Source organism: Amycolatopsis rifamycinica (assembly GCF_000695625.1).
GTDB lineage: Bacteria > Actinomycetota > Actinomycetes > Mycobacteriales > Pseudonocardiaceae > Amycolatopsis > Amycolatopsis rifamycinica.
On record NZ_JMQI01000026.1, the window covers coordinates 75,287 to 98,751 of the forward strand.

General features: G+C 71.0%; 16 protein-coding genes. 4 read left to right on the forward strand and 12 right to left on the reverse strand.

Going from position 1 to position 23,465, the window contains the following annotated elements:
• Position 1 precedes the first annotated feature (1 nt).
• The 3 genes from DV20_RS12420 to DV20_RS12430 form a co-directional block, all read right to left on the reverse strand.
• Positions 2–787 (reverse strand): ABC transporter ATP-binding protein, encoded by a 786-nt coding sequence (locus DV20_RS12420; protein WP_051735938.1) that lies wholly within the window; start codon positions 785–787, stop codon positions 2–4.
• 42 nt (positions 788–829) lie between these two features.
• Positions 830–1,795, reverse strand: a complete 966-nt coding sequence (locus tag DV20_RS12425) for a CPBP family intramembrane glutamic endopeptidase (protein ID WP_063607796.1) — start codon at positions 1,793–1,795, stop codon at positions 830–832.
• Between the two features lie 149 nt (positions 1,796–1,944).
• Positions 1,945–3,102: a PucR family transcriptional regulator gene (locus DV20_RS12430; protein ID WP_043779613.1), complete on the reverse strand. Its 1,158-nt coding sequence runs from the start codon at positions 3,100–3,102 to the stop codon at positions 1,945–1,947.
• A gap of 302 nt (positions 3,103–3,404) precedes the next feature.
• Here DV20_RS12430 and DV20_RS12435 point away from each other — a divergent pair, with 302 nt between their 5' ends.
• On the forward strand, positions 3,405–3,764 hold the full coding sequence (locus DV20_RS12435; protein WP_200876403.1) for a beta/gamma crystallin domain-containing protein: 360 nt from the start codon (positions 3,405–3,407) through the stop codon (positions 3,762–3,764).
• Between the two features lie 136 nt (positions 3,765–3,900).
• Here the strand turns inward: DV20_RS12435 and DV20_RS12440 are convergent, their stop codons facing one another.
• Together DV20_RS12440 and DV20_RS12445 are read right to left on the reverse strand one after the other, a co-directional pair.
• Positions 3,901–5,025, reverse strand: coding sequence for an AI-2E family transporter (locus tag DV20_RS12440; protein WP_051735939.1), 1,125 nt, complete (start codon positions 5,023–5,025; stop codon positions 3,901–3,903).
• A 124-nt stretch (positions 5,026–5,149) separates the two neighbouring features.
• Positions 5,150–6,832, reverse strand: coding sequence for a CocE/NonD family hydrolase (locus tag DV20_RS12445; protein WP_043779616.1), 1,683 nt, complete (start codon positions 6,830–6,832; stop codon positions 5,150–5,152).
• Positions 6,833–6,915: 83 nt separating this feature from the next.
• On the opposite strand from DV20_RS12445, the gene DV20_RS12450 reads away from it, so the two are divergent.
• Positions 6,916–7,401: a GbsR/MarR family transcriptional regulator gene (locus tag DV20_RS12450; RefSeq protein ID WP_235190802.1), complete on the forward strand. Its 486-nt coding sequence runs from the start codon at positions 6,916–6,918 to the stop codon at positions 7,399–7,401.
• A gap of 103 nt (positions 7,402–7,504) precedes the next feature.
• Here the strand turns inward: DV20_RS12450 and DV20_RS12455 are convergent, their stop codons facing one another.
• Together DV20_RS12455 and DV20_RS12460 are read right to left on the reverse strand one after the other, a co-directional pair.
• Positions 7,505–9,472, reverse strand: coding sequence for a CATRA conflict system CASPASE/TPR repeat-associated protein (locus tag DV20_RS12455; protein ID WP_084093446.1), 1,968 nt, complete (start codon positions 9,470–9,472; stop codon positions 7,505–7,507).
• Positions 9,444–9,806: a CATRA system-associated protein gene (locus DV20_RS12460; RefSeq protein WP_152603689.1), complete on the reverse strand. Its 363-nt coding sequence runs from the start codon at positions 9,804–9,806 to the stop codon at positions 9,444–9,446. Before DV20_RS12460 ends, DV20_RS12455 begins: the two co-directional genes overlap by 29 nt.
• Before the next feature lie 179 nt (positions 9,807–9,985).
• On the opposite strand from DV20_RS12460, the gene DV20_RS43065 reads away from it, so the two are divergent.
• Entirely contained in the window at positions 9,986–11,110 is a 1,125-nt protein-coding gene (locus tag DV20_RS43065) for a TIR domain-containing protein (RefSeq protein ID WP_051735941.1), read from the forward strand.
• A gap of 45 nt (positions 11,111–11,155) precedes the next feature.
• Complete coding sequence (locus DV20_RS12470; RefSeq protein ID WP_043779628.1) at positions 11,156–14,011, forward strand: CHAT domain-containing protein; 2,856 nt, start codon at positions 11,156–11,158, stop codon at positions 14,009–14,011.
• Between the two features lie 9 nt (positions 14,012–14,020).
• Here DV20_RS12470 and DV20_RS12475 read toward each other — a convergent pair whose 3' ends face one another.
• The 5 genes from DV20_RS12475 to DV20_RS12495 all read right to left on the reverse strand — a co-directional run bounded on the left by DV20_RS12475 (position 14,021) and on the right by DV20_RS12495 (position 23,465).
• Positions 14,021–17,671, reverse strand: a complete 3,651-nt coding sequence (locus DV20_RS12475; protein WP_084093447.1) for a CHAT domain-containing protein — start codon at positions 17,669–17,671, stop codon at positions 14,021–14,023.
• A 270-nt stretch (positions 17,672–17,941) separates the two neighbouring features.
• Positions 17,942–19,162: an MFS transporter gene (locus DV20_RS12480; RefSeq protein WP_043779633.1), complete on the reverse strand. Its 1,221-nt coding sequence runs from the start codon at positions 19,160–19,162 to the stop codon at positions 17,942–17,944.
• Between the two features lie 12 nt (positions 19,163–19,174).
• The gene (locus DV20_RS12485) at positions 19,175–20,221 is read right to left on the reverse strand and encodes a 3-oxoacyl-ACP synthase III family protein (RefSeq protein ID WP_043779636.1); all 1,047 of its coding nucleotides are present in this window, start codon (positions 20,219–20,221) and stop codon (positions 19,175–19,177) included.
• A 21-nt stretch (positions 20,222–20,242) separates the two neighbouring features.
• The gene (locus DV20_RS12490) at positions 20,243–21,502 is read right to left on the reverse strand and encodes an ATP-grasp domain-containing protein (protein ID WP_043779638.1); all 1,260 of its coding nucleotides are present in this window, start codon (positions 21,500–21,502) and stop codon (positions 20,243–20,245) included.
• On the reverse strand, positions 21,495–23,465 hold the full coding sequence (locus tag DV20_RS12495) for an acetyl/propionyl/methylcrotonyl-CoA carboxylase subunit alpha (RefSeq protein ID WP_043779639.1): 1,971 nt from the start codon (positions 23,463–23,465) through the stop codon (positions 21,495–21,497). The genes DV20_RS12490 and DV20_RS12495 overlap by 8 nt, the downstream gene beginning before the upstream one ends.

Genomic DNA, 23,465 nt, shown 5'->3' on the forward strand with positions numbered 1-23,465 from the left:
CTCAGCGCTCCTGCGTCACGCGCTGGCGGCGGCCCAGCGACGCCAGGTGCTCGGCGATGCGTTCCGCGCCGGGCTGCGGCATGTCGTGCACGATCCGGCCGTCGGCCAGCACCAGCACCCGATCCGCGTACGACGCCGCGACCGGGTCGTGGGTCACCATGATCACCGTCTGTCCGGCCTCGTCCACCACCGAGCGGAGCAGGCTCAGCACCTCGGCCGCGGTCTGGGTGTCCAGCGCACCGGTCGGTTCGTCGCAGAAGATGACCTCCGGGCGCGTCGCCAGCGCCCGGGCGATCGCCACCCGCTGCTGCTGGCCGCCGGACAGCTCCGACGGCCGGTGCGACAGCCGTTCGGTCAGCCCGACCCGGTCGACGACCTGCCGGATCCAGGCCGCGTCGGCGCGTTCGCCCGACAACTGCAGCGGCAACACGATGTTCTCCTGCACCGTCAACGCGCCGATGAGGTTGAACGCCTGGAAGATGAACCCGATCTTCGACCGCCGCAGTTTCGTCAGATCCGTTTCCGAGAGCGGGGACAGTTCCGTGTCGCCCACCCACGCCTGGCCGCCGGTCGGCCGGTCCAGCCCGGCCGCGGTCTGCAGCAAGGTGCTCTTGCCCGAACCGGACGGTCCCATCACCGCGGTGAACGTTCCCCGCTCGAACATCGCGTCGACGCCGGCGAGGGCGGTCACCGCCTGTCGATCCGATCCGTAGACCTTTCTGAGGCCTCGAACCCGCACCGCCGAAGCGGGAACGGCAACGTCGGCACGGGCATTCTGGAATGACATCACAACAACCTTAGTTCTGAGAGTTGGTTCTGAAGAGGACGGTTACGCGGAACCCGGTCCACGGCCGTGGTTTTCCGCGACCTCGCGCGGCGACGTGGTGACCGGACCCGGGATCGCCGGCTCGGCCCGGCCGGCGGTGCCGGCGGTCCGCAGGCCGAGCTTTCCGCGGGTGACGGCGAGCAGGATCAGGGCCGCCGCGGTGGAGGCGATCAGGACCACGTGGGTGCCGTCGCGGTTGGTCAGGCTCGGGAACATCTGGGGCCAGAGCAGGGAGAAGACGGTGTTGATGCTCGCGTGCAGGATCATGACCATCGGCAGGCTCTCGTGGGTGCGGTTGAAGACCCAGGTCATGGCGAGGCTGATGGGAACGCAGGCGGCGACGAACTCGATCGGCTGCCACCAGGTGACGTCCGGCCAGCCGCCCCAGTGGGTCAGGTACAGCGGGAGGTGCCACACGCCCCACAGCACGCCGAGGACCACGGTGCCGATCGTGGCGCTGTACCTGCGTTGCAGGCGGGGAAGGGCGAAGTCCCGCCAGCCGGGCTCTTCGGCGACCGCCGTGGTGAAGAACTGGCCGACGAGCATCGGCAGGTAGGCGATCAGCACGGCGGCGTCCGGCATCCGCATTTCCTCGAGGGCACCCGGCAGGGCCAGCGTCGCGAGCAGGGTGATGACCGGCACGGCGGTCAGGATGCCGGCGTACCAGCGCCAGTTGACCCGCCAGCGGAAGAGCCGGCCCGCCCAGTGGCGCAGCCCCGCCCGGCCGTCGGCCGTGGCGGTCACGATGAACGCCGCCGTCACCGGGCCGAGGTAGGCCCCGGGCAGGACGCCGAGCACCTGGTCGGAGCCGAGCACCTCGGGGAAACGCAGGCCGATCACCCCCAGGCCGTTCTGGGACAGGACATACGGCAACCACGCCAGCCAGCTGAGCCCGTTGGCGAGCACGAAGAAAGTGGTCAGGGCGTGACCGCGGACGAAGCCGCGGATGCCGGTCGGTGGGGCACTCATGGAACCTCGCAGGGGAAAAGGGTCACCGGAAAGCGATTCCGGTGATTCACGACGGTGCACAGCACATCACCCGGCAGCGCCGCGCACACTCCCGCAGCCGCCCGCTCCCTGGTACAGCAGGCACCACTTCTCACGCCGACGGCAGCGGATCAGCCGGAGTCACTTCGGGGAGCCACCGAGTTGTGGTACTGGAGGGCCCACCACACCTCGAACATGACTTCGGTGTCCTGCAGATCCGCTCCGGTCAACGCGGTGAAGCGTTCCAGCCGGTAGCGAAGTGTGTTGACGTGGACGGACAAAGCGGCGGCGGCCTCGGGAATCGAGCGTCGCCGGGAGAAGTACGTCTCGACGCTGGCGAGCAGGGTCTCGCCGATGCCGCTCTGCGCCTCCACCGGTTCGACATAGCGGCTTCGCAGGTAGTGCCCCAGTTCCGGCTCGTTCGCCACCGCCAGCCGCAGCGCCATGCGCGGACGGTCCACGATCCCGCGATGGCCGAACCTGGTGGCCGCCGCGAGCAGTTGCGTGGCTTCGGCGAACCCCGCGCCCAGCCGCGACAACCGGGTCGGGCCGGCCAGCCCGATCGTCACGTCGTCGGCCGGGCCGGTGTGGAGAGGGGCGGACAGCACGGCCGCCACATCCCGGCCGTAGGTGCCGACCAGAACCGTCTCCTGCGCACCGGCCGCACGTTCCAGCATGTCGGCGAGCGCGAACCGGTCGATGCTCGCGGACCGGGCCCGCAGCACCCAGTAGCGCCCGTCGGCGGCCAGCCCGGCCCCGGCCGCGACCAGCTGATCGGCCGTCATCGTGCCCTCCACCAGCCGGGTGAGCAGGGTCGTCCGCTGCTGCCGCCGGTTGCGGGTCAGGTCGAGTTCGGCCTTCCGGTGACCGGCGAGCAGCTCGGTGCTGCCGTGGTCGCCGAGCTGCCAGATCCGTTGCGTGCCGAGTAATACGGCGTCGGCCGGCGTTCCCTCGATCCGCGCTGTCCGGAGGAATTCGTCGCGCAGCAACGAGATGCTGCTCCGGTAAGCGGCCAGGACGTCAGCGCCGGGTATGCCCTGCAGCGCCCGGCGACGCCCGGTCTCCCTTTCCTCTTCGCCCACACCGGCCGGTAAGCGGTCCTCGCCGCGGAGGGCGGCGACCACGCGGACGACGTTCCGGTACGCGGACGGGCGGATCTCCGCAGGGCGAGTCACGCCGTACGCCCCGATGGCACCGATCACCTGAAGCTGGGCGGCCACCAGTTCCTCGGCCTGGTCCTGCAACTGCTTGGCCACCGGCGCGAGCTGGTCCGCACGCGGGTCGGACACTGCCTGCCTCCTCACCTCGTCCAGGGGACGGGGGCATCCGGCCGTCCACGACGCGGAACAGCACATCAGCCGGCAGAGCCGCGCACACTCCCGCAGCCACCCCGCGGGTGGTACAGCAGGCACCACTTCTCACGCGATCTTGTACCGATCTCCGACTCGACCCTGACGACGTCGTAGCGCCACACGTGGTCCTCTTGCCGGATCGCTCATTACGATCTTGGTGTCGGCGTGATTCGCCGCCGTCATTTCCCACTGATCGCATTACTGTCGTGGAGGTCCGCATGTCCGGAAAATCCCCATCATTGGCCAAAAGGTCGACGTTGACCGTGCTGGCGGTCGCCGCGATGACGGCGGCGATTCCGGCCGGCGCCGCTTCTGCCACGAACCGGGTTTCCTGCAACAGCGACGAGTTCGTGCGGGTCCGGGTGCACCCCAGCAACTTCCCCACGCAGACTCTGTGTTTCGCGAACGCGGGGTCGATGAGCATCGAGACCCTGTTCAAGAACCCGGTCTGGATCACCGAGGTCTGGACGGGGAACAACCGTGTCCAGTGGCACGGCGACGGGCGGTGGCAGCCGTCGACGCCGATCGCCAAGCGGACGGCGTTCACGTGGCCGAACCACCCCGGGGGTGTGCGGATCGACCAGATCCGGATCCTCTGAGAGACCCCCGGACCGTCCCGGCTCCTATCGTTCCGTAGCGATACCCCAACCCCGACCCGACCGCGTATGCGGTGCGTGCTACGCCGCATACGCGGTCCGGGCGGCTGTCCCGGAAGCCGCCGACACCGTTGTGACGTCAGGCATCCGGCGCCGTTGCCGGCCGGTTCCCGGTCGTCGGCCGGTCCGGCGTCACCGGTTCGGCAGGGTCGCCGGCGCGGTTTCGTTTGCGGTGTCGCCAGAGGTCCTTCAGGATGACCTGGATGATGCCGGCGACCGGGATCGCCAGCAACGCGCCGAGGATGCCGGCCAGCTCGGTGAAGAGCAGGATCGCCACCAGGACGGTGAGTGGGTTGAGCTTCACCGTCCTCGCGAACACCAGCGGCTGGAGGAAGTGGTTTTCCAGCTGCTGGTAGATGATGAAGAACACGACGACCGCGATGCCGGCGGGCACCGAGTGGATGAACGCCGCGGCGGCCGCGACGATCGCACCGAGCGTCGCGCCCACGAGCGGGATGAGATCGGCGAGCCCGACGAACAACGCGACCAGCCCGGCGAAGGGCACGCCGAAGATCTTCAGCATCACGTACGTCAGTACCCCGCACACCACGCTGATGATCAGGTTGCCGGTGATGTAGCCGGTGATCGTGCGGACGCATTCCCGGCCGACGTCGCGCACGCGTCCCGAACTCCCCGTCGGCAACAGCGTCAGCGTGCCGGCGACCAGCTTCGGTCCTTCCAGCACGGCCAGGAACGACAGCACGAAGATCGTCACCGCGGCCACGACTCCCGTGGCGAGACTCTGCACGAAGTTCAGCGCGGGAGCGCCCAGCCCCGTGGCGATCTGCTTGATCCGGTCCTGGTTCTGCTGGACGTACTCCACCGCATGCGTACGGGAGAGCAGGTCGCCGACCGGGCCCCGCCCGGCTCGTGCATCGGCGATCATGCCGGGTAGCTGACCGGCCAGCTGCGTCCCTTCTCTGGCCAGCGGCACCGCGAACGCCGCGAGCACGCCGCCCACCACCAGGACTATCGCCAGGAACGCCACCACGGTGGCCCAAGACCGCCGACGCCCGGGCATGCGCTGCTGGATCCAGTTCGTCGCGGGATAGAGCGCGGCGGTGAAGAAAGCCGCGATCGCCAGCCACACCAGCACGCGCTGGACCCGCAGGACGAACTCCACCAGGACGATGGCCGCCAGCCCGAGCCCGATGGCGATCAGCAGGATGTGCGTCGCCGTGCGCTCTACACTTTTCGCTGTCATCGGCGGGGACTACCACCTCGACCTGCCGAGAAACGCGGACCCGCCCACGGACGGGCCTTCGCACCCGGTCATGGTGTTCGCGCCGACGTACACGTCGTTATACATCCGTCGGCGGCGCGCGCCTTCACGTTCCGGGCGGTGGGGCGACGGGGACGACAACCCGGGAGATCGACAGGTCGATCGTCCGGTGGGACGGCTGCATCTTCGTCGCGCCGGCCAGGTCGTCGCCGGTTCCGAGGTTGCGCGCCCACCGTGGGTGCGACCCGCCCGCGACGAAGAGCCGGATCCGGCTGCCCCGCGTGAAGCGGTGCGCGGTGGGGTCGAGCTCCACCCGGACCACGCCTTGGGCGGTCACGGGGCCGAGCCGGACGAACCCGTCACTGACGTTGCGAGAGCGGCCACGGGCGTCTACTTCCGACAGCCGGACGAACAGGTCGGCGAAGGGGTTGTCGGAACTGTGCCCCACTTCGGCTACCGGGCTGCCGAGGACGTCGAGGTCGGCGGTCAACGGGTCGGAGGTGAAGGCCAGCACGTCGGACCGCGAGGCGAGCGCGCTGTCGTCCACGTAGCCCGCGGCCACACCCGGCGAAACCTGGGTGACGAACGCACCGCCGTAGGTGGGGGTCGGGTCGGCCGGGTCGTAGGTGAACTCGAGCAGCTCTCCGGGGTCGGCCGGTCGGGTGGCGAGGAGCCCACCGGAACGTGGATGAAAGGCCTGCTCGACCGTGGTCGGCGGCCAGGCGGGCAAATCGTGCCACCGCCGGTCCGCACCACCGACGAACACTTCGACCGGCATGGCGCGGCGCCGGACGGGGGAACCGGCCAGGTGTTCGTCGAACCAGGCGAGGGCGTCGGGAAGCAGGACGCGGGTCCCTGCGCCGCCTCCCTGAGCATGGGTCCACGGGCCCACGGTGAGGCCCGCGTCGATGCCCCGATCGGTCAACCGCGTGTACCCGGCGAGTGTCTGGCGGAGGAAGACGTCCTGCCAGCCACCTTGGAGCAGTACGGGGACGTGGACCCGATCCAGCGCTGCGGTCAGGTCGGCGCGCCGCCACCAGGGGTCGTCCGGGTCCCGGCTGATCCACTCGCGGTACCAGGGCGCCTGCCCGCCCATGACCTTCTCCGCGGCGTCGGTCAGCGGAAGCGCGGCCAGGGCCTTCCTGATCCGGTTCCGGGCGGACAGCACCGCGGCCATGCGCGGCAGAATCGGCTTCTCCTGCTTGGTCGTGACGAACGACCACTCGAACATCGTGCTCAGCAGAAATCCTCCGCCGGCGTGCGCGAAAGCACCCAGGTTGTGCGGCGCGCACGCGATGACCGCGGTGACCAGCTCGGGTGGCGGGTCCATCAGCAGGGCCCACTGCGTGAACCCGAGGTACGAATAGCCGTGGGTGGCGAAGCGCCCGTCGAACCACGGCTGCTCGCGCAGCCACCCGACGATGTCGGCCGCGTCGTCGACCTCCCGCATGAACGGCTCGAAGGTTCCGCCCGAGCCGAAGGTGCCGCGGCAGCGGACCAGCACGACACGGTAGCCGCGGCCGGCGAACATGCCGCCGGTCATGGCCGCGCCGTAGAGGTTCCAGCCGTAGGGCGAGGTGACGAGGATGGTGCCCGAGGTCCGTCCGGCCGGCTCGAAGAGGTCCGCGAGCAGCTCGACGCCGTCTCTCATCGGGATCCGCAGGCCGCGAGTCGTGGCGTAGCCGGTCGTGGGGGCGGGAAGCCGGGCGTACTTCGTCCACGTCCAGTCGGCGAACCGTTGCCCGGGGGTCCGCTCCACGGCCGGCGGGATCTCGAGTTCTCTTGGCATCGCTTCAACGTACACCAACTTTCAATGATTACTGAAAGTTTGTGCGGTTGCCGTACCCTGCCGAGGTGACTGGAGGAAGTGACGTGGGCACCAGGGACGACATCAGCGGGTTCGTCGAGCGCTTCGCCGGCACCCTCACCGACAGCGGATTCCCTCGTCTGGCGGCCCGCGTCTTCGCGACACTCCTGGTCAGCGAAAGCGGGCGGATGACCGCGGCCGAGCTCGCGGACGCACTGAAGGCCAGCACCGGCGGGGTCTCCGGCGCCGTCCGCTACCTCGTCCAGGTCCGCCTCATCCGCACCGAGCGGGAGCCGGGATCACGCCGCCACGCCTACGTCGTCGACAGCTCGTGGTACGAGTCCACCGTCAGCGCCAACCCGTTCCTCGACCGAGGCGAAGCCGACCTCCGCGAAGGCATCGCCATCCTGGGCGACTCACCGGCGGCCGACCGGCTGACCGAGACGCTCGAACTCATCCACTTCCTCAGAGAGGAAACCCGCGAGATGATGCGCCGCTGGCACGACCGCAAAGCGGCATCCAAGACACGGCGAACAGCGAATCCGGCCTGACGTCAGGCGGACTCTCCGGGCCCCGCGACGGCAACCGCTCCACTGAACACCGACGCGGCGATGCAGCTCACACCGGGGGCGACTTCCTGCTCCTAGGACGGCGCTACCCCAGCTCGTCGAACGGTAGCGCTGCCGCCAGGAGTGCCCGGATGTACGCAGCGGCCGCGAGTGCGGCGTACGGGCGCCACGCCACTGTGTATGAACGGTCGGCGTAGTCGCTGATGCCGCGGACCATGAACCAGTGCCGGTCGTTGAGAAACGCGCTGGTCCCGACGCCGGCACCCTCCATTTCCAGCGCCCGGAGGTTGTGCTCGGCGGCCAGCCCGTCACGCAGGCCGGCGTCACGCAACGAGATGTCCGCGCTGCCGATTCGGCCTTTGTGGATCTTCGGGCGGTCCGGCCGGTGCCCGCTTGCCGCCCGGCGTGGGTGCCGCACGCTTCCCGCTCCGGACACCAGCCGGTCCGTCTTGTCCGGCGGACGGCGGAACAGTTCGTCGGCCGAGTCCAGCCACTGTTCCCAAGGACGCAGGCCGGTCAGCTCGTCGGCCTCGAGCTGGTCCGCCACCCGGGTCAGGTAGGGCCACGGTCGCGGGAACGTCGCGCGCAGCGAGGTCGCTCCTCCGTCGTGGACGACGACGTGGGCGTAGTCCACGATCCCCCAGGTGGCCACGACGACGTCGCCGAGCCGGACGTGGCGCGCCGGATCGGCCGGAGCGGGCACCCCGGCCGCCACCCCGGCCATGATCAGGCAGGAGATCGACGGGAAGCTGTGGACCAAGCCGGCCGCACTCTCGGCGGCGGCGTTGGTGGCCGTGGCCCCCGTCTGCACCAGGACGATCTTGTGCGGTCGCTTCGGTTCCCGGCTCGGCAGCTCGCCTCGGACGTAGTGGGCACGGCCGGCGGAGGCGTCCTGCACGTTTTCGAGCAGCGAGCGCACGGCTTGGAACTCGATGGGCATCGCGGTGAGCAACCCGATCAGCGGTTCGTCCGCAGCCGCCCGAGCCGGCCCCGCGACCGGGACGACCGCGCGGCGGAGCTCACGGAGCAGGTCCCGGGCCAATCGAAGGTATTCTGTCTCGTCGTCGAACCAGGTCAGGAGGTCCTCGACGAGGGACCGGTCGTCGGCGAACACGTTCCGGCCTTCCCCGATCGCGACAGCATCCGCGATTGTGCGGGACATGTTGTCGGCCGCGATCTCGACGGTGCGCCGCATCGCTGCCACCGAGGTCAGCGCCGACGTGAGCGCCAATTCCACGGCGCCCGGCTGGTCCGGGGCGAGGCTCGGATCGCCGGCGCGCAGGCGGGCCGCGATGTCCGCGGCGCGAAGGCGCAGGTCGCGCAGGCTTCTGCCCCGCTTCCACAGCCGGACGTGATGCCTGACCTTGGCTGCGTGTCCGAGGTACCGGGCGAACATCGGCATGTCGGGTCCCTTGTCCGACCAGACCCAGGCACTGAGATCGCTGTCGCGAGCCACCGGCGTCAGAGTCAGGACCCTGCGCAACCGCCGTCCGTCCTCCCGGGGCGAAAGTTCCCAGAGCGGGAACCCCGTCTTCGTCGTCACCCCGGCCTGCTCCCACCCGCGCGCACAGGCGACGGGCGGGAGCCGCCCGGCTACGGAGACGGCGAGGTCGGCGGTCGCAGGCAGCGCGTCAGCAGCCGAGGCGGTCAGCCCGTAATAGATCCGCACCTCGCCGAGGAACGCCTGGGCAACACCATCGACCACCAGGTCCCACCGGCGCTCGAACTCCGCCCAGCCGGCCGGTTCGCCGGTGAACAACGCCGAAAGGTTCAGGACGTCGTGCCGGCGGCGCAGGACGGCCTGGGCATCACACGTGCGGCTCTGCTGAACAGCGAGGATCTCTTCTTCTTCGACGGTCCGGCCGCGGATTTCCGCGGCGTCGGGCGGATCGACGGGGAGTCCGGACGCTTCGACCGGGCTGCCCAGGAAGGACCGCAGAGATCCCCACAGCCGCAGGGCGAGATCGTAAGAGGCGGTGACGGTGACATCGTCCAGCACGATGAAGACGTGGACGACGAACTCTTCAGCGGTGACTTTCACCGGAGTGGTCATCAGCGTTCTCCTCGTCGGCGACGCCCTCGATGCGGTGCTGCAGGCTGTTCACCCGTTCACGCAGGTCGTCGTCGATCCCGCCGCGTTCGCGCGCGGACCGTTCGATCCGGTTGCTCCGCACCGGCACCGCGAGTTCGAGGTCGGCGACGGCGGCGTCGAAGGCACCGGTATCCGCTCGGTCGGCGGCCCGTTCGATGGCCGTGACCAGGTCGGCGATGCGGTTCCAGTGCTGGGGTGTCGTCGACCACCCCAGCACGTCGGCGAGCACGGTGCCGGCAGCTTCGCGGATGCGGCGGGTGTCGGCGTCGTCCTGGAACAAATCCTCACCCGGCAATGATCAAGTTCCTTCCGCACTCGGCTTCGGCGGGATGATCGTACGCCAGAGCACGTCTCCGCGCCGCGGAGCGGGAAGCGATCGGAGTGGACAAAAACAGGACGCTTTACGGTCATTCCCCGAGGGTCGGACGAGGCTCCGCGGATTCCCGCCGATAATTCCGACGGAAGGAGCGATCGATGTCCGAGGTGTTCGTGAACTACCGCGTGCGCGAAGACTCCGGGTATGCCACTCTGCTCCATCGCGAACTGGAGCGGCGCTTCGGCCCCGGTAGCGCCTTCCTCGCCGCGCAGTCCGTTCGCGCCGGCGACGACTTCGTCCAGGAAGTCTTCTCACGTCTCCGCGAGTGCTCGGTACTGCTCGCACTGATCGGCGAGCACTGGTCGGTCTCCGCGACCGGGCCGGACTGGGTGCGGCGCGAGATCGCCGAGGCGCTGGCCGCCCGGACGAGGGTGATCCCGGTACTGGTCGACGACGCCGAACTCCCCCGAGAAGCGGACCTGCCCGGCGAAATCGCGGACCTGGCCCACTGCCAGGCCGTACGGCTGCGGCACTACTCGTTCGAGGCCGACCTGTCCGCCCTGGTCGACGAACTGGCCCAGACCGTGCCGGCGCTGCGCCGGCGCACCACCGGCACCATGGCCGAGGGCCGGCCGGTTCGCTACGGCGTGCGCGGAAAACCCCTGGGCAGCCGCACCATCAGCGTCATCCCGGGCACGATCCGCCGTGTGCGGGACGCGGACGTCTGGGTCAACAGCGAGAACACCGACCTGCAGATGGCCCGGCACAACGACTTCTCGGTGTCGGCGATCATCCGGTATTGGGGGGCCCTCCGCGATCCGTCCGGCCGCCTGGTCGTCGATCTGGTCGCCGATGAACTCGCCGCGACGAGCCCGCGGCCGGTCGCGCCGGGAACGGCCGTGGTGACCGGGTCCGGAGCGTTGCGCGCCAGCAACAACGTCCGGCGGATCATCCACGTCGCTTCGGTGCAGGGAGAACCCGGAGCGGGGTTCCGCCAGGTGCGCAACATCGACCAGTGCGTCACGAACGTGTTGCGCCGCGCGGAGGGGGAAGCCGCGACGGACCCGGAGGTCCGCACCGTGCTCTTCCCGTTGCTCGGCACCGGCACGGCGGTCGGCGCCGACATCGAAGCCACGGCCCGGCAAATGGTGGCCGCCGCCCTCGACCACTGGTCCGGATCGCCGGAAAGCCTGCTGCGGGAAATCGCGTTCCTCGGATACACCACCACCGAGTACGCCGTCCTGAACCGCACCTTGGCCGAATTCCCCGTCGACCGGCTTTGACCCTCGCAGCACGAGCACTTCCGTTTCGGAATCCGGAGACAATCAGTGAAATACCCGCACCTCGAACCGATCGGCACCGGGTCTTCGCATCCGGCCTGGCGGTCGGCAGGCACCGACCTCGCGAGCGCCGAGCGCCTCTCCCGCGGACCGGACGACGTCGTGTCGGTGGTCCGGTACGTCGAGATCCTGCGGCGGAGTGGCAAGAGCACGCAGGGGCGCGAGGTGCTGCGTTCGCTGATCCCCGAGGACGGGAACCCACCGTTGGCCGCGCTGGCCGCCGCCAATACGTACTGGACGCAGGGCTACACGTCCGAAGCGGACGACCACTACAAGTACGCCGAGCGCGGCTACGCGGCCGCCGGAGACCACGATGGTGTCTTCGCCGCGCGGATCGGCCTGGCGCGCTCGGCCCGGATCGCCTACACCTCCGATAAACAAGCCGTGCTCGAGGCCGCGATCGCCGCCGGCGCGGACAGCGCGGACCGCCACTTGCACGCCGATCTGGACCGCGAACGTTCGGGGTGGCGCCTGCTCGTCGGGGACCACGAGACGGCGGCGACGCTGGCCGGCCGAGCCGCGGACGTGCACCGCGAGGCCGGGGACCGATATCTGCTCAGCCTCGCCGACGTGCTCAGGGGGCGGGCGTTGAACGCCGCCGGTGACCGGACGGCAGCCGTCGACCTCGTCCGGGCCCAGGTCGCCATCGCCACCGAGATCGGCTCGACCGAGCTCAAGATGGTCGCTGTCGTGTTCCTGGCGCAGTTCCTGCAGCGCGGGGTGGCCGTCGGCGGGCCAGAATGGGAGGCTGCCAAGGGCACGATCACCGACGCCCTCGAGACGGCGGACGATCCGTTCACCGTGGCCGAGCTCAGCCTGCCGCTGGCCCACCTCCACACCACTGCCGGCGAATTCGCCGAAGCGGAACGCTACCTGGAGTCCTACAGCCGGTACTACGAGTCCGTGGGCGGCAACGCCGTCGGGGAGGCGAACCTGCTCAAGGCCAGGGCCCGTGTGGAACTGGCCAGGAACGGCGGCCGGTCGATCCGCGGATTCCTCCGTCTGCCCCGCTCGTTCGCCGCTCTGCGGCGGGCCCAGAAGACGTTCCGCGCCTCGGCTCGGATCTACGAGGAGGCCGGCCTGACGGCGGGAGCCGAAAGCATCCACCGTAACCTCGCACTCGTCGAACTTCTCTGTTCCGGGCACTCCCGAGGTGCCCGAAAGCTGCCGAGCACCGCACGCAACGCCCTCGATCGCGCCCGTGAACACTTGTTCCACGCGGAGCAGCAGAACATCGCAGGCGACCCCGCTTCGGCTCTGGAAGCCTATCGGCTCGCCGAGACCGAGGCCGTCGAGTCGGGCGCGACGATGTTCGCGGTCGCCGCCGCGACCGGGAGCGCGATGATGGCGCACGCTCTGGACGACGCGGCCGGAACCGCCCTGCACATCCGGTCCGCGATCCGCTACTCCGAGACGATCCGCGGCGCCGTGGCTTCCGGAAGCGCACGGCGATACATCGCCGACACCGTCCGCGCGCAATACGAGCACGCGATGTTGCTGGCTGTCGAGATCGGCGACGGCCCCCTGGTCATGGAGCTCGCCGAACGCCTGCGCACCGACCGGCTGGCCGGCCTGCTGCGCCGCAGCGCGACCGATCTCCCCGCCCGGCTGGCCGGGTTGCTGACTGAAATTGCCCGCGTCGGAGCGGCTGTGGCCGAGCGCGACCCCAGCCGCCGGGGCGTCCGCTCTGCCGCGGCCATCGACGGCCTCGGCGATCTCGGCGACCTCGACGACCAGAGCCCGGCCGAGCTGCGACGGCGCCTGGACGGGCTCTACGCCCGGCTCGCCGAGCAGACGAGTGAACTGTTCGCCGACGTCTACGGCGCCGAGCCGCTCCGCATGGACAGGCTGGCCGGCGTGCGGGTCGACGTCCTCATCGCGGTACCTGTGCAGTCCGTCGAGGGCCATCAGCACATCGTCTCGGTGTGGCGCTCACCCGACGGCACCTGTGTGGCCAAGGACGTCCGGGTGACCGACGAGGTCGTCCGGCTGAGGGAAGCCTTAACGGGTGACGACCACGAGGAGCGGCTCAAGCTGCGAGCCGATGACCTGACCGCGTTGAGCGTGATCCTGCCGGACCCCTTCGTTCGGCGGCTGCACTCCGCGAACGGTCCGGTGCCCGTGGTGGTGATCCCGACGGGGTGGTTGTGGGCGGTGCCGTTCGCGGCGTTGCCTCTGTCCACAGCGGACGACGGTTTGCTCGTGGACCACGCCGACGTGGTCCTTACCCCGTCCCTGCGGTTCCTGACCGCGCTGCAGGATCGGCCCCCTTCCGAAGAGCCACCCCCGGCAGCGGTGTCCTGGCACGATCCGCACTCGGGCATCGCGGCGGCCGAACTCGACGGCCTGGCGGCACATCCGGACGGGCACGACCGGATCACCGAACCCGCGCACGTGGCGCCGGCTTTCATCCGCGGCGGTGACCGCTGGCGCACGGCCGTGCTGGCCGCACACGGCAACCGCGAGCCAGGTCTGGCGCACGCCATCCTCGCGGGACCGGCGGTGGTGCTCTCGGCCGCCGACTTCCTCGACGGGACGACGACCCCGCCGCCCTACTTGTCCTTCGCCTCCTGTCACAGCGGCTTCCCCGGTGGGGACGACCAGTACGAACCCCTCGGCCTCGCGTTGGCCGCGCTGGCCGCGGGCGCAACGCACGTGGTTTCCGCGCACTTCGAGATCGGGAGCCAGGATCGCATCGTGAGCAGTTGCTTGTCCCGGCTGTACCAGGAACTCCACGTGACTCGCTCGCCCGCCGCAGCGCTGGCTGCCATCTTGCGGGCGCCCTCTCTGCGGCGGCTTCCCCTCTACCGATGGGCGGCGGTGACGGTCATCGGGACGCTCTGAGTGCAGCCCTCAGTGGCCGGTGTGCACGTGCGCGGCCCACCGGAGCACGTGTGCGGGCCGGAATTCCCGGTAGCCGCGAACCGCGTGGTGGAGAGCGAACGCGGCGAGCGAAGGATCGGGGTCTGTGGTGCCGCCGCTGGTCAGGACACCGTAGGTGTCCCGGGCGACGGCCCGCGCGGTGAGGTCGCCGACCGGCCAGAGGGTGCCGATCACCGTGCGGTACCCGGCGAGGAAGAATGCCGACGTGAGGTGCGTCGCCTCGTCGATGTGCCGGGGACTCGTGTCCGCCGTACTGCACGCGGAAAGGTAGGCCATCCGCACACCGGTCAGGTTCAGGGCGGTGACCTGGGAGACCGTCAACTGCTGCCCGCGGTCGTCCAGTTCGAGATGACTCGCCATGGGATCGTGCCAGTCGCTGAGCCCGTGGCAGGCGAAGTGGGCGATGGCGTGCGCGGGAAGAGCCTCCAGCACGGCCGCGAGGGTTACCTCGCTCCCGGCACCGGGCAGCACGGTCGCCGTCGGCATCAGGCTGCGGAGGAACTCGACCTCCCTGGCGACGCCCGGCAACGCCGCGGATTCCGGCGCTCCGGCCGCCGCGACGACGAGCACGTCCTGTGAGCGGGCCGGACCGGTGGAGGCGGTGTGCAGGAGCGCCCGGGCGGTCGGCGTGTAGGAGGAAACGACCCGGTCCAGCACGGTGTCCACGCTGTGTTCGACTTCCGCCCGGGTTTCCGGGTGGTGTCCCGCCGCATGCAACGGCAGGTAAGTGGCGATGCCGACCGGGCACCACCGGATACGCGGCCACTGCGCGCCAGGCGGTGGCGGTGCGGTATGACCGAGGTGCTCGAGCACGGGCCGGGCCACCGCGTCCCAGGTCCAGGCGAACACCTGTTGTGCCTGCCGCCGGGCGGCTTCCTGGTCTTCCGCCACGCTTTCCTCGTCCGCGGCCGTCCGGACGACTTCGCGGAACAGATCGGCGTTGTCGTAGACCGCATCCTCGGTCACCTCGGGAAGCGCGATCACGTCCACGCAATCGCGGGGCGAATCGTGCAGCGCCAAGGCGAAGGCGAGGTGCTCGTGGACCACCACGTAGACCACCGGGCCTTCGGCCGCGGCACGGCGGAGAGCACTGATCGACGGCGCCTCGAGAAAGCCCGCCAGCCCCGGCGTGCCCCGGATGCGCGCGAGCAGCTCTTCCCACCGGCGAAGGACACCTTCCCGGACCGCCGGGTCGTTCGCGCTGAGGCTGTGGTCGATCGTGTCGAGTTCTTCCCGCAGGCGAGCGAATTCGGCGGCCAAATCAGGCGCCCGACGGCGGATGAGCGTGAGGTCACCGCGCGTGTCGAGCGTTTCGGCGAACAGGAGACCTCGGCTTTGCTCGAGCAGTTCGACCGCACGCTCGGCTCGGCCGGCGACGACGGCGGCGGTGGCCGCGGTCGCCGCGATCCCCGTTGTGCCGGTGATCCGGTGGCCGCGGTCGTTCCGGGGCAGCTCGCGCGGTGCGAACAGGGCGAGCAGGGCGATCGCGCGTTCGGCCATGGTCACGGCGTGCCCGGCGTCACCCGCGGCCAGATCGGCGTCCGCGGCACGGTGCGCGGCGGCGATGCGTACCTCCATGGGCGCTGTCTCCGCGGACCACGCTTCCTCGAGCAGCTTGCCGGCCAGCTCGATGTCTTCGCGAGCGCCGGTGACGCCGAACCTGCTCCGCAGGGCGCACCCGAGATTGAACAGATGACCGCCGAAGACGGCGTCCTCGGCCGGAGTCCGGCGCAGGGCCTCGCGGTACAACTCGATGGCCTCCTGCAGGCAAGGCAGGTCGCCCCCGCGATCGAACTCGCCGTGCAGCGCGTTGGCGAGATTGGCGAGGTACCTTCCGGCGAAGGGATCGTCTTCGCCGGTGGCTTCTGTCGCCCGGCGCAGCACGTCTTCCGCCTCGGCCAAGAGGCCGGTGTCCCGCATTCTCGATGCTTTGAGCCGCAGCGTGACGCCGAGATTGGTCAGGTACATGCCTGACTCGGTGTGCCCGGCCGGCGTGACTTCGACCGCGCGGCGGAAGGCTTCGATCGCCTCATCGAGCGGCCCCAGCCCCTCGGTGCGCAGGAACAAGGTCCGCAGGGCGTTGCCCAGGCTCGACAGGTACGCCCCGAGGCTGTGGTCTCCGGCGAGCGCAGCCGCCACGGCTCGGCGGCCTGTGCTGACCGCTCCCTCGAGCAGAACGGTGTCCCCGTCGTCTTCGAAGCCGGCCAACAGTACCGAGGACAGGTTCGACAGACGCCGGGCGAGGTAGGGACTGCCGGCGGGGGTGCCGTCCACCGCACGGAACAGCAGCCCGATGGCGTCGTTCAGATGCGTCTCGTCACCCGTCTTTTCGAATCCGTCGAGGAGCGCGCCGCCGAGGTTCGACAAGTAGTCGCCGAGATCGGGATCGTCGTCCGCAGCCACTTCCACCGCGTGGCGAAGCGCGGTGATGGCTTCGTCCAGCGCGGCTGGTTCGCCAGTACGCTGAAACGATCTCTGCAGGGCTCCGCCGAGATTCGTCAGGTAGGAGGCGAACGCGACATCGTCGACGGCGGCGCCGTCGACGGCACGACGGAAACATCCGACCGCTTCGACCAGCTGTTCCTCCTTCCCGGATAGGCAGAACCCGACCTCCAGGGCGCCGCCGAGGTGGGAGAGGCAGTTGCTCAGGTCGCTTTCGCCGGCGTGGGATACCGCGCGACGGCCCACCTCGATCGCCCGGTCGAGTGCGGCTTCGTCTCCGCTGTACTCGAAGGACAGCCTCAGCGCGTCACCGAGGTGAGAAAGGTACACGGCGAAATCCGGATCACCATCACCCGCGAGCCCGGCCGCGCGCTCCCCCGCCGCGACGGCCTCCCGGACATCGGCGATGTCACCGGACCGCCCGAACCGGTCGAGCAGCACATTGCCGAAGCCGTCGAGCACCAGCGGCAACCGCTCGTCGTCGGCCGGCATGGCCTGTGCCGCCTCGCGCAAGGTGTCGACTGCCTCGTCGAGCACGCCCAGGTCGCCGGTCGCCTCGAACCGGCTGCGCAGCGCGACAGCCAGGTTCGAGAGGTACCTCCCACGATCGTGATAATCCGCCGGAGTGGCGCGCACGACCTCGCGAAACAGGTCGATGGCCTCATCGAGCACGGCTGGGTCATCGCTGACCTCGTAGGTAGCAGCGAGTTCGAGCGCGTGCGTGCTCACTTGTTCCACCGCGTGCGCCTCCAACAGCGGAAGCACCTCCGGGGGCAGGGCCTCCGGTGAGTCCTTGGCGACCGGCGCCCACAAGTCGAGAGCTTCTTCGAGCTCGGCTTGCTCCTCCGGGGCCCTGGCGAGGAATCGCGCCCAGCGCCATGATCCGAGCACCGATCGCGCATCCATGTCATCGGTCAGATCGGGGAGCGCAGCCGCCGCCACGGCCTCGGCGAGTGCCGTGATGTCTTCGCCCAGCACTCGGCCGGACATGTCGCCGTTGACCGCCGCCAGCGCGTCGCGGAGCGCGTCGATCGCCCGCGACCGCGGGCCGGCCGGGCCGGATTCCTCCACCATGCGACGCACCTCCGCCAGCAGGTTAGCGGCTGCGACCCGTTCGACCGCGCCGAGAACCACCACCTCCGGCGCCGCGGACGCCGCCCGTGGCCCGAGGCGGGTCATCGCCTGAAGCCCGAAATCCCCCGAGGCCGCAAACGCCGCACGGGCAAGATCAGGAGCGGGACCGATCCACCTCGCCGCCCGGCGCTGACGTTCTGTTCGGCGTGAGCACTGGCCACCCTGGTCGACGTGGAGCGAAGCCGAGTTACCGGAGTGCCTTCCGCAATCATCACCCGCCACTGAGCGACCTCGCGCCCCATGGTGGCGTTCCAGGTGCACGAACCGGAGTCCCCTTCCCCGGCCCCTCGACGACGTCCCTGACACACAAGCGGGTCAAGCGACCTGAGGCTCGACCACCCCCGGTCGTGACCGGTCGTGCTCGGCCCAGCGGACCACCGCGGGGACGGCCAGGCCGGTCGCGGCGAAGACGCCCCCGATCACCAACCAACCCGGGGTGCCCCAGGTGATGCACAGGGCGATCAGCACCGCCGGCCCCAGCGTCACGCCGAGCCCCAGCCCCATCCCGAACAGGCCCTGGTACTGGCCGACCGCGTGCGGGGGCGCCAGTGTGAACGACAGCTCGAAGCCGCCCGCCGCCTGCCAGAGTTCGCCGATCGTGTGCACGATCACCGCGGCCAGCAGGAGAACCAGAGCCAGCCACGTCGGCGCGCCCGCCATGGCCGCGATTCCGACGCAGGCGGCGAAGAACGCGAAGCCGGCGCGCCGGAACGCGACCGCGCCCGCGCGGGTCGTGTCGATCCGGCGGCTCGCCCGGACCTGGAAGAACACCACGATCACGGTGTTGACCACCATCACGCCGGAGATCGTCCAGTTCGGCGCCGTGGTCCGGGCGACCAGCCACAGCGGGACCGCCGCGGTCAGCACCCGGTACTGGATGGCCAGCACGCCGTCGAGCAGCGTCAGCACCAGGTACGGCCGGTCCCGCAGGGCGATCCAGCGCGGACCCGCGCCCGCGGGGCGAGGCGGGACCGCCGGGAGGAACAGCACGATGGCCGTGCTCGCCGCGTAGGACACCGCGCTGCCGCCGATCAGCAGCAAGTACGCGTTGCGGGTGTCGGCCGCGACGCCCCAGCCCGCCAGCAGCGCGCCGAGCGCGATGCCGAGGTTGGTCACCGAGCGCAGGTAGCCGCGGAACTCGGCCGGCCGGTCGCCGCCGTACTCCTGGACCAGGGGGCTGCGAGCCGCCGGACCCGCGGTCTGGGCCGCGGCGCCGAGACTCGCGAAGGCCACAAAGGACCAGAAGTCCCTGGCCAGGCAGAGACCCGTCATGGAGATCGCGCCGAGCACGAGCGTGAGTGCGTAGACGGTGCGGGCGCCGTGGCGGTCGGCGAGGTGGCCGAACGGGATCCCGGCGGCGAGCGACACCGCGCCGGCGATGGTCAGGCCGGCGCCGACCTGACCGGCGGGCAGGTGCACCGCCCGGGTGAAGTACAAGACGCCGGCGGTCAGGTAGACGCCGTAACCGGTCATCGTGACCAGGGTCGCCACGGCGAGCAGGCGGGGTGGTCCGCCGCGGGGCAGGAGCGCGGGCATGAGCGGCCTTTCTCAGCGGTGGGACAGGGCGTCGGCGTGCTTCCCGGTGCGGGCTGCCGGTCGCGGCGGCGGGGCGGTCCAGCGGCACAGGCTGACGCCGAGGTTCATGCCGCCGCCGAACCCGGCCAGCAGCACGACGTCCCCGGGCCGCAGCGCGCCGGAGCGGTGGGCGGCGTCGAGGGTGATCGGCACGGACGCCGCGCCGGTGTTGCCGAACTCCCCGACGGTCAGGTGCAGCCGCGCGTTCGGCAGGTCGATCGCGCCCGCCAGCTCGCGCAGCATGACGCCGTTCGCCTGGTGCGGGACGAAGTGGTCGACGGCACCGGCGGGCACCCCGCCCTCGCGCAGCGCGGCCGTGATCGCGCCGGGCACGTGCCCGTTGACGAACTCGCGCACGCCCCGGCCGTCCATCCGGAAGAAGTGCTCGCCGTCCAGCACCGACCGCACCGACGCGGGCAGCCTGCTGCCGCCCGCGCGCACGCCGATCAGCTCGTGTTCGGCGCCGTGTCCGCGCAACCGCGTGCCGATGACGCCCCCTCCCGCCGGTACCGGACCGAGCACGACCGCTCCCGCACCGTCACCGAACAGGATCGCCGTCTTCCGGTCACGCGGGTCCAGGATGCGGGAGTAGATGTCGGCGCCGATCACCAGCGCGTGGCCGCCGCCGCGTGCGTGCAGCAGTCCCTCGGCCATCGCGAGCGCGTAGACGAACCCGCTGCACACGGCGTTGACGTCGGCCGCGCTCGCCGATCGGGCACCGATGAGGTGCTGGACCAGGCTGGCCGTGGCCGGTTGCGGGTGGTCCGGGGTGGAGGTGGCGACGACGACGTGGTCGACGTCGTCCGGGCTCAGGCCGGCGGCGAGCAGCGCCCGGTCGGCCGCGATCGCCGCGAGGTTGGAGGTGGCCTGTCCCGCCGCGGCGCGGCGGCGTGCGCGGATGCCGGTCTTGCGTTCGATCCACGCCGCGTCCACGCCGGCCGCCGGGGCGATCTCGGCGTTGGTGACGACGCGGTCGGGCAGGGCGGAGCCGGTGCCGATGATGCCGATGTCGGTGGTCATGTTCGTCCCCAGTTCGTCAGGTCAGCGCAGGGCCCACAGGCCCGGCAGGCGGTCGGGTCCGGATTCGGGCACGAACTTCACCGAGTGCACGAGGTCGGCGGCGAGCGCACTCGCGGCTTCGGCGGTGTCGGCGCCGACCACGACCAGGCCGACGCGGTCGCCGGAGCGGTGCAGGGGCCGGATCTCGTCACCGGGCCGCACACCCAGCTCGGCGTACAGGACGGCGGGGTGCGCGAGGACCTCGTCCCAGCCCTCGACGGCGGCGAGCCCTCCGGGTGGCGGCGTGAAGTACCGGACGGCGGCGCCCCGGCTCGGTTCCAGGGGGACGTCCGGGAGCGGGCGCCCCAGCATGTCGTCGAAGACCAGCCCGTACAGCTCGAGGCCGGGGATGGCGTGGGCGAGCATGCGGTGGATCCAGTCGCCGCCGAAGCGGCCGTGCACCTCGCCGAGCACAACTCCGGCCGGGGTGAGCCACAGTTCGACGTGGAAGCCGCCGACGCGCAGCCCGAGCGTCTTCAGCGCGGCCGAGACCTGCTCTTCGATCGCGCGCCGCCGCGTCTCCGGCAGCGGCGCGGGCAGCACGTGCCCGGTCTCGACGAAGAACGGTGGCGGCACCTTCTCCTTGGCGGTGACGGCGAGGATCTTCGGCTCACCGCCGAGGAACACGCCCTCGACGCTGAACTCGGGCCCCTCGACGAACTGTTCGACGAGGAACGGCTTCGCGTCCGGCAGCAGGGCGAGGGCCGCGGGCAGCTCGGCGGCGTCGGTGACGAGGCTGACGCCGGTGCTGCCCATGGCGTCGCGGGGTTTCACGATCCACGGCCCGGCGTGTTCGCGCAGGAACGCCGCCGCCTCGGCGCGGTCGGCGCACAGCCGGACGACCGGCTGCGGGAACCCGGCGGCGGCCAGGGCTTCGCGGCAGGCGTCCTTGGTCCGGACGCGGTGCACGGCCTCGGGCGGGTTGCCCGGGGCGCCGATCGCTTCGGCCGTCTCGGCGACGGCGACCTGCGCCAGCTCTTGAAGAGCGTAAACAGCGTCGAAGTGTTCGCCGCTGCGCCGCGCCCAGGCCGCGGACTCGCCCGGCCGCAGCACGTCGACCACGGACGTTTCGGTGGCCTTGGCGACGACGTCCGCCGTCGCCTCGAGGATCTCGGCGGTGTTCGTGACGTGCACGCGGATCCCGCGGGCCGCCGCCTGGGCGAGTGCCTCGGCGGCCATGTCGAGGCTGAAGCTCAGCGGCCGGGCGCCGCCGACGAACAGCAGGGTCGGTGCGTCAGACATGGGTTTCTCCTTCGGCTTTCAGGGTGACGAGGACTTGGTCGGCGGTGACGCCGTCGCCCGGGGCGCAGGACAGCCGCTCGACCGTCCCGGCCCACGGCGCGAGGATGCGGTTCTCCATCTTCATCGCCTCGACGACCACCAGCAGCTCCCCCGCTTCGACCCGGGCACCGGGTTCGCACGCCACGCCGACGACGACCCCGGGCATCGGCGTGCGCACCGCGCTGTCGGACGTCTCGCCGCCGCCTTCGTCGAACGTGCGGCGGGCCAGGGCGACGCGATGACCACCGACGACGATTTCGTAGCCGTCCGCGGTGGGCAAACCCGTCCAGCGGCTGGTCCCCGCCGTGCCGTGGAACAGTCCGTCCGCGCCCCGCTCGGCGAGGACGGTGAACCGGCCGCCGCCGATTTCGACGTGCAGCCCGGCCCGGTCGCGGGCCAGCAGCCGGGCTTCCCGGTCGCGGCCGTCGTGGCGCAGGACCACCCGGCCGAGCGGTGCTTCCGGGTCGAGCGCGGCGCGGTCGAACGCTCCGATCGTGCCGGTCCACGGTGAGGCGGCCACGGCCCGGTCCGGCACCGCCATCGCCGCCGCGCACGCGAGGGCCTGTGCGTCCCGGCGGTGCGGAACCGGGCGGGCGGTGAAGGCGTCGACGAGGTGGGTGTCGACGCGGCCATCGGCGACCCGGGGTTCGGCCAGCAGGTCGGCGAGGAACCCGAGGTTCGTGGTCAGCCCGACGACCGTGGTTTCCTCGACGGCCGCGCGGAGCCGGGCGAGCGCCGTGGGCCGATCGGCTCCCGTGGCCACGAGCTTCGCGACCATCGGGTCGTAGAACCCGGGCACGTCGCCGGAACCGTCGAACGCGGCCTCGACCCGGACTTCGCGAGGCCAGCGGACGACCTCGGCGCGCCCCGGTGCGGGCCGGAAGCCGTGCTCCGGGTCTTCGGCGTACACGCGGCACTCGATCGCGTGCCCGGTGGCCCGGATCTGCCACTGCGGCAGCGGGAGCGGCTCGCCGTCGGCGACGAGCAACTGCCACTCGACGAGGTCCAGCCCGGTGATCTCCTCGGTGACCGGGTGCTCGACCTGCAGCCGGGTGTTGACCTCCAGGAAGAAGAACCGCCCGTCGCCGTCGAGGATGAACTCGAACGTGCCCGCCCCGACGTAGCCGAGCGCGGTGGCGCCGCGCACCGCCGCGTCCAGCAGGGCGTGCCGCGTCGTCGCGGACAGGTGGGGCGCGGGTGCCTCCTCGACGATCTTCTGGTGCCGCCGCTGCAGCGAACATTCCCGCTCGAGCAGGTGGACGACGTTCCCGTGCCGGTCGCCGAACACCTGCACCTCGATGTGCCGGGGCGCGGCGACGTACCGCTCGGCCAGCAGCCTGCCGTCGCCGAACCCGGCCCGGCCCAGCCGGACGGCTTCCTCGACGGCCGCGGACAGCTCGGCTTCGCCGTGCACCACGCGCATGCCTTTGCCGCCGCCTCCGGCGACCGGCTTGAGGATCACCGGGTAGCCGATCCGACGGGCGTCGGCGAGCAGGACGTCCGCGGACTCCGTCGCCTGCTCGGACCCGGGCAGCACCGGGACCCCGGCCGCGGCCATCAGGTCCCGGGCGCGGGCCTTGTCCCCCATGGCCTCGATCGTGGCCGCGTCCGGGCCGATGTAGGTCAGCCCGGCCTCGGTGACGCGGGCGGCGAACTCCGGGTTCTCCGAGAGGAACCCGTACCCGGGGTGGACGGCGTCGCAGTCGGTGCGCAGCGCCGCCTCGACGACGGCGTCGATGTCGAGGTAGCTCTCCCCGGCCGGTCCCGGTCCGATGTGGACTGTCTCGATCGCGCCGTCGAGGTGGGCCGCACCGGCGTCGGCGGCGGAGTGCACGGCCACGTGGTCCACGTCCAGCCGGCGGCAGGTGCGGGCGATGCGGCGGGCGATTTCGCCGCGGTTGGCGATCAGCACACGTTTCGGCAT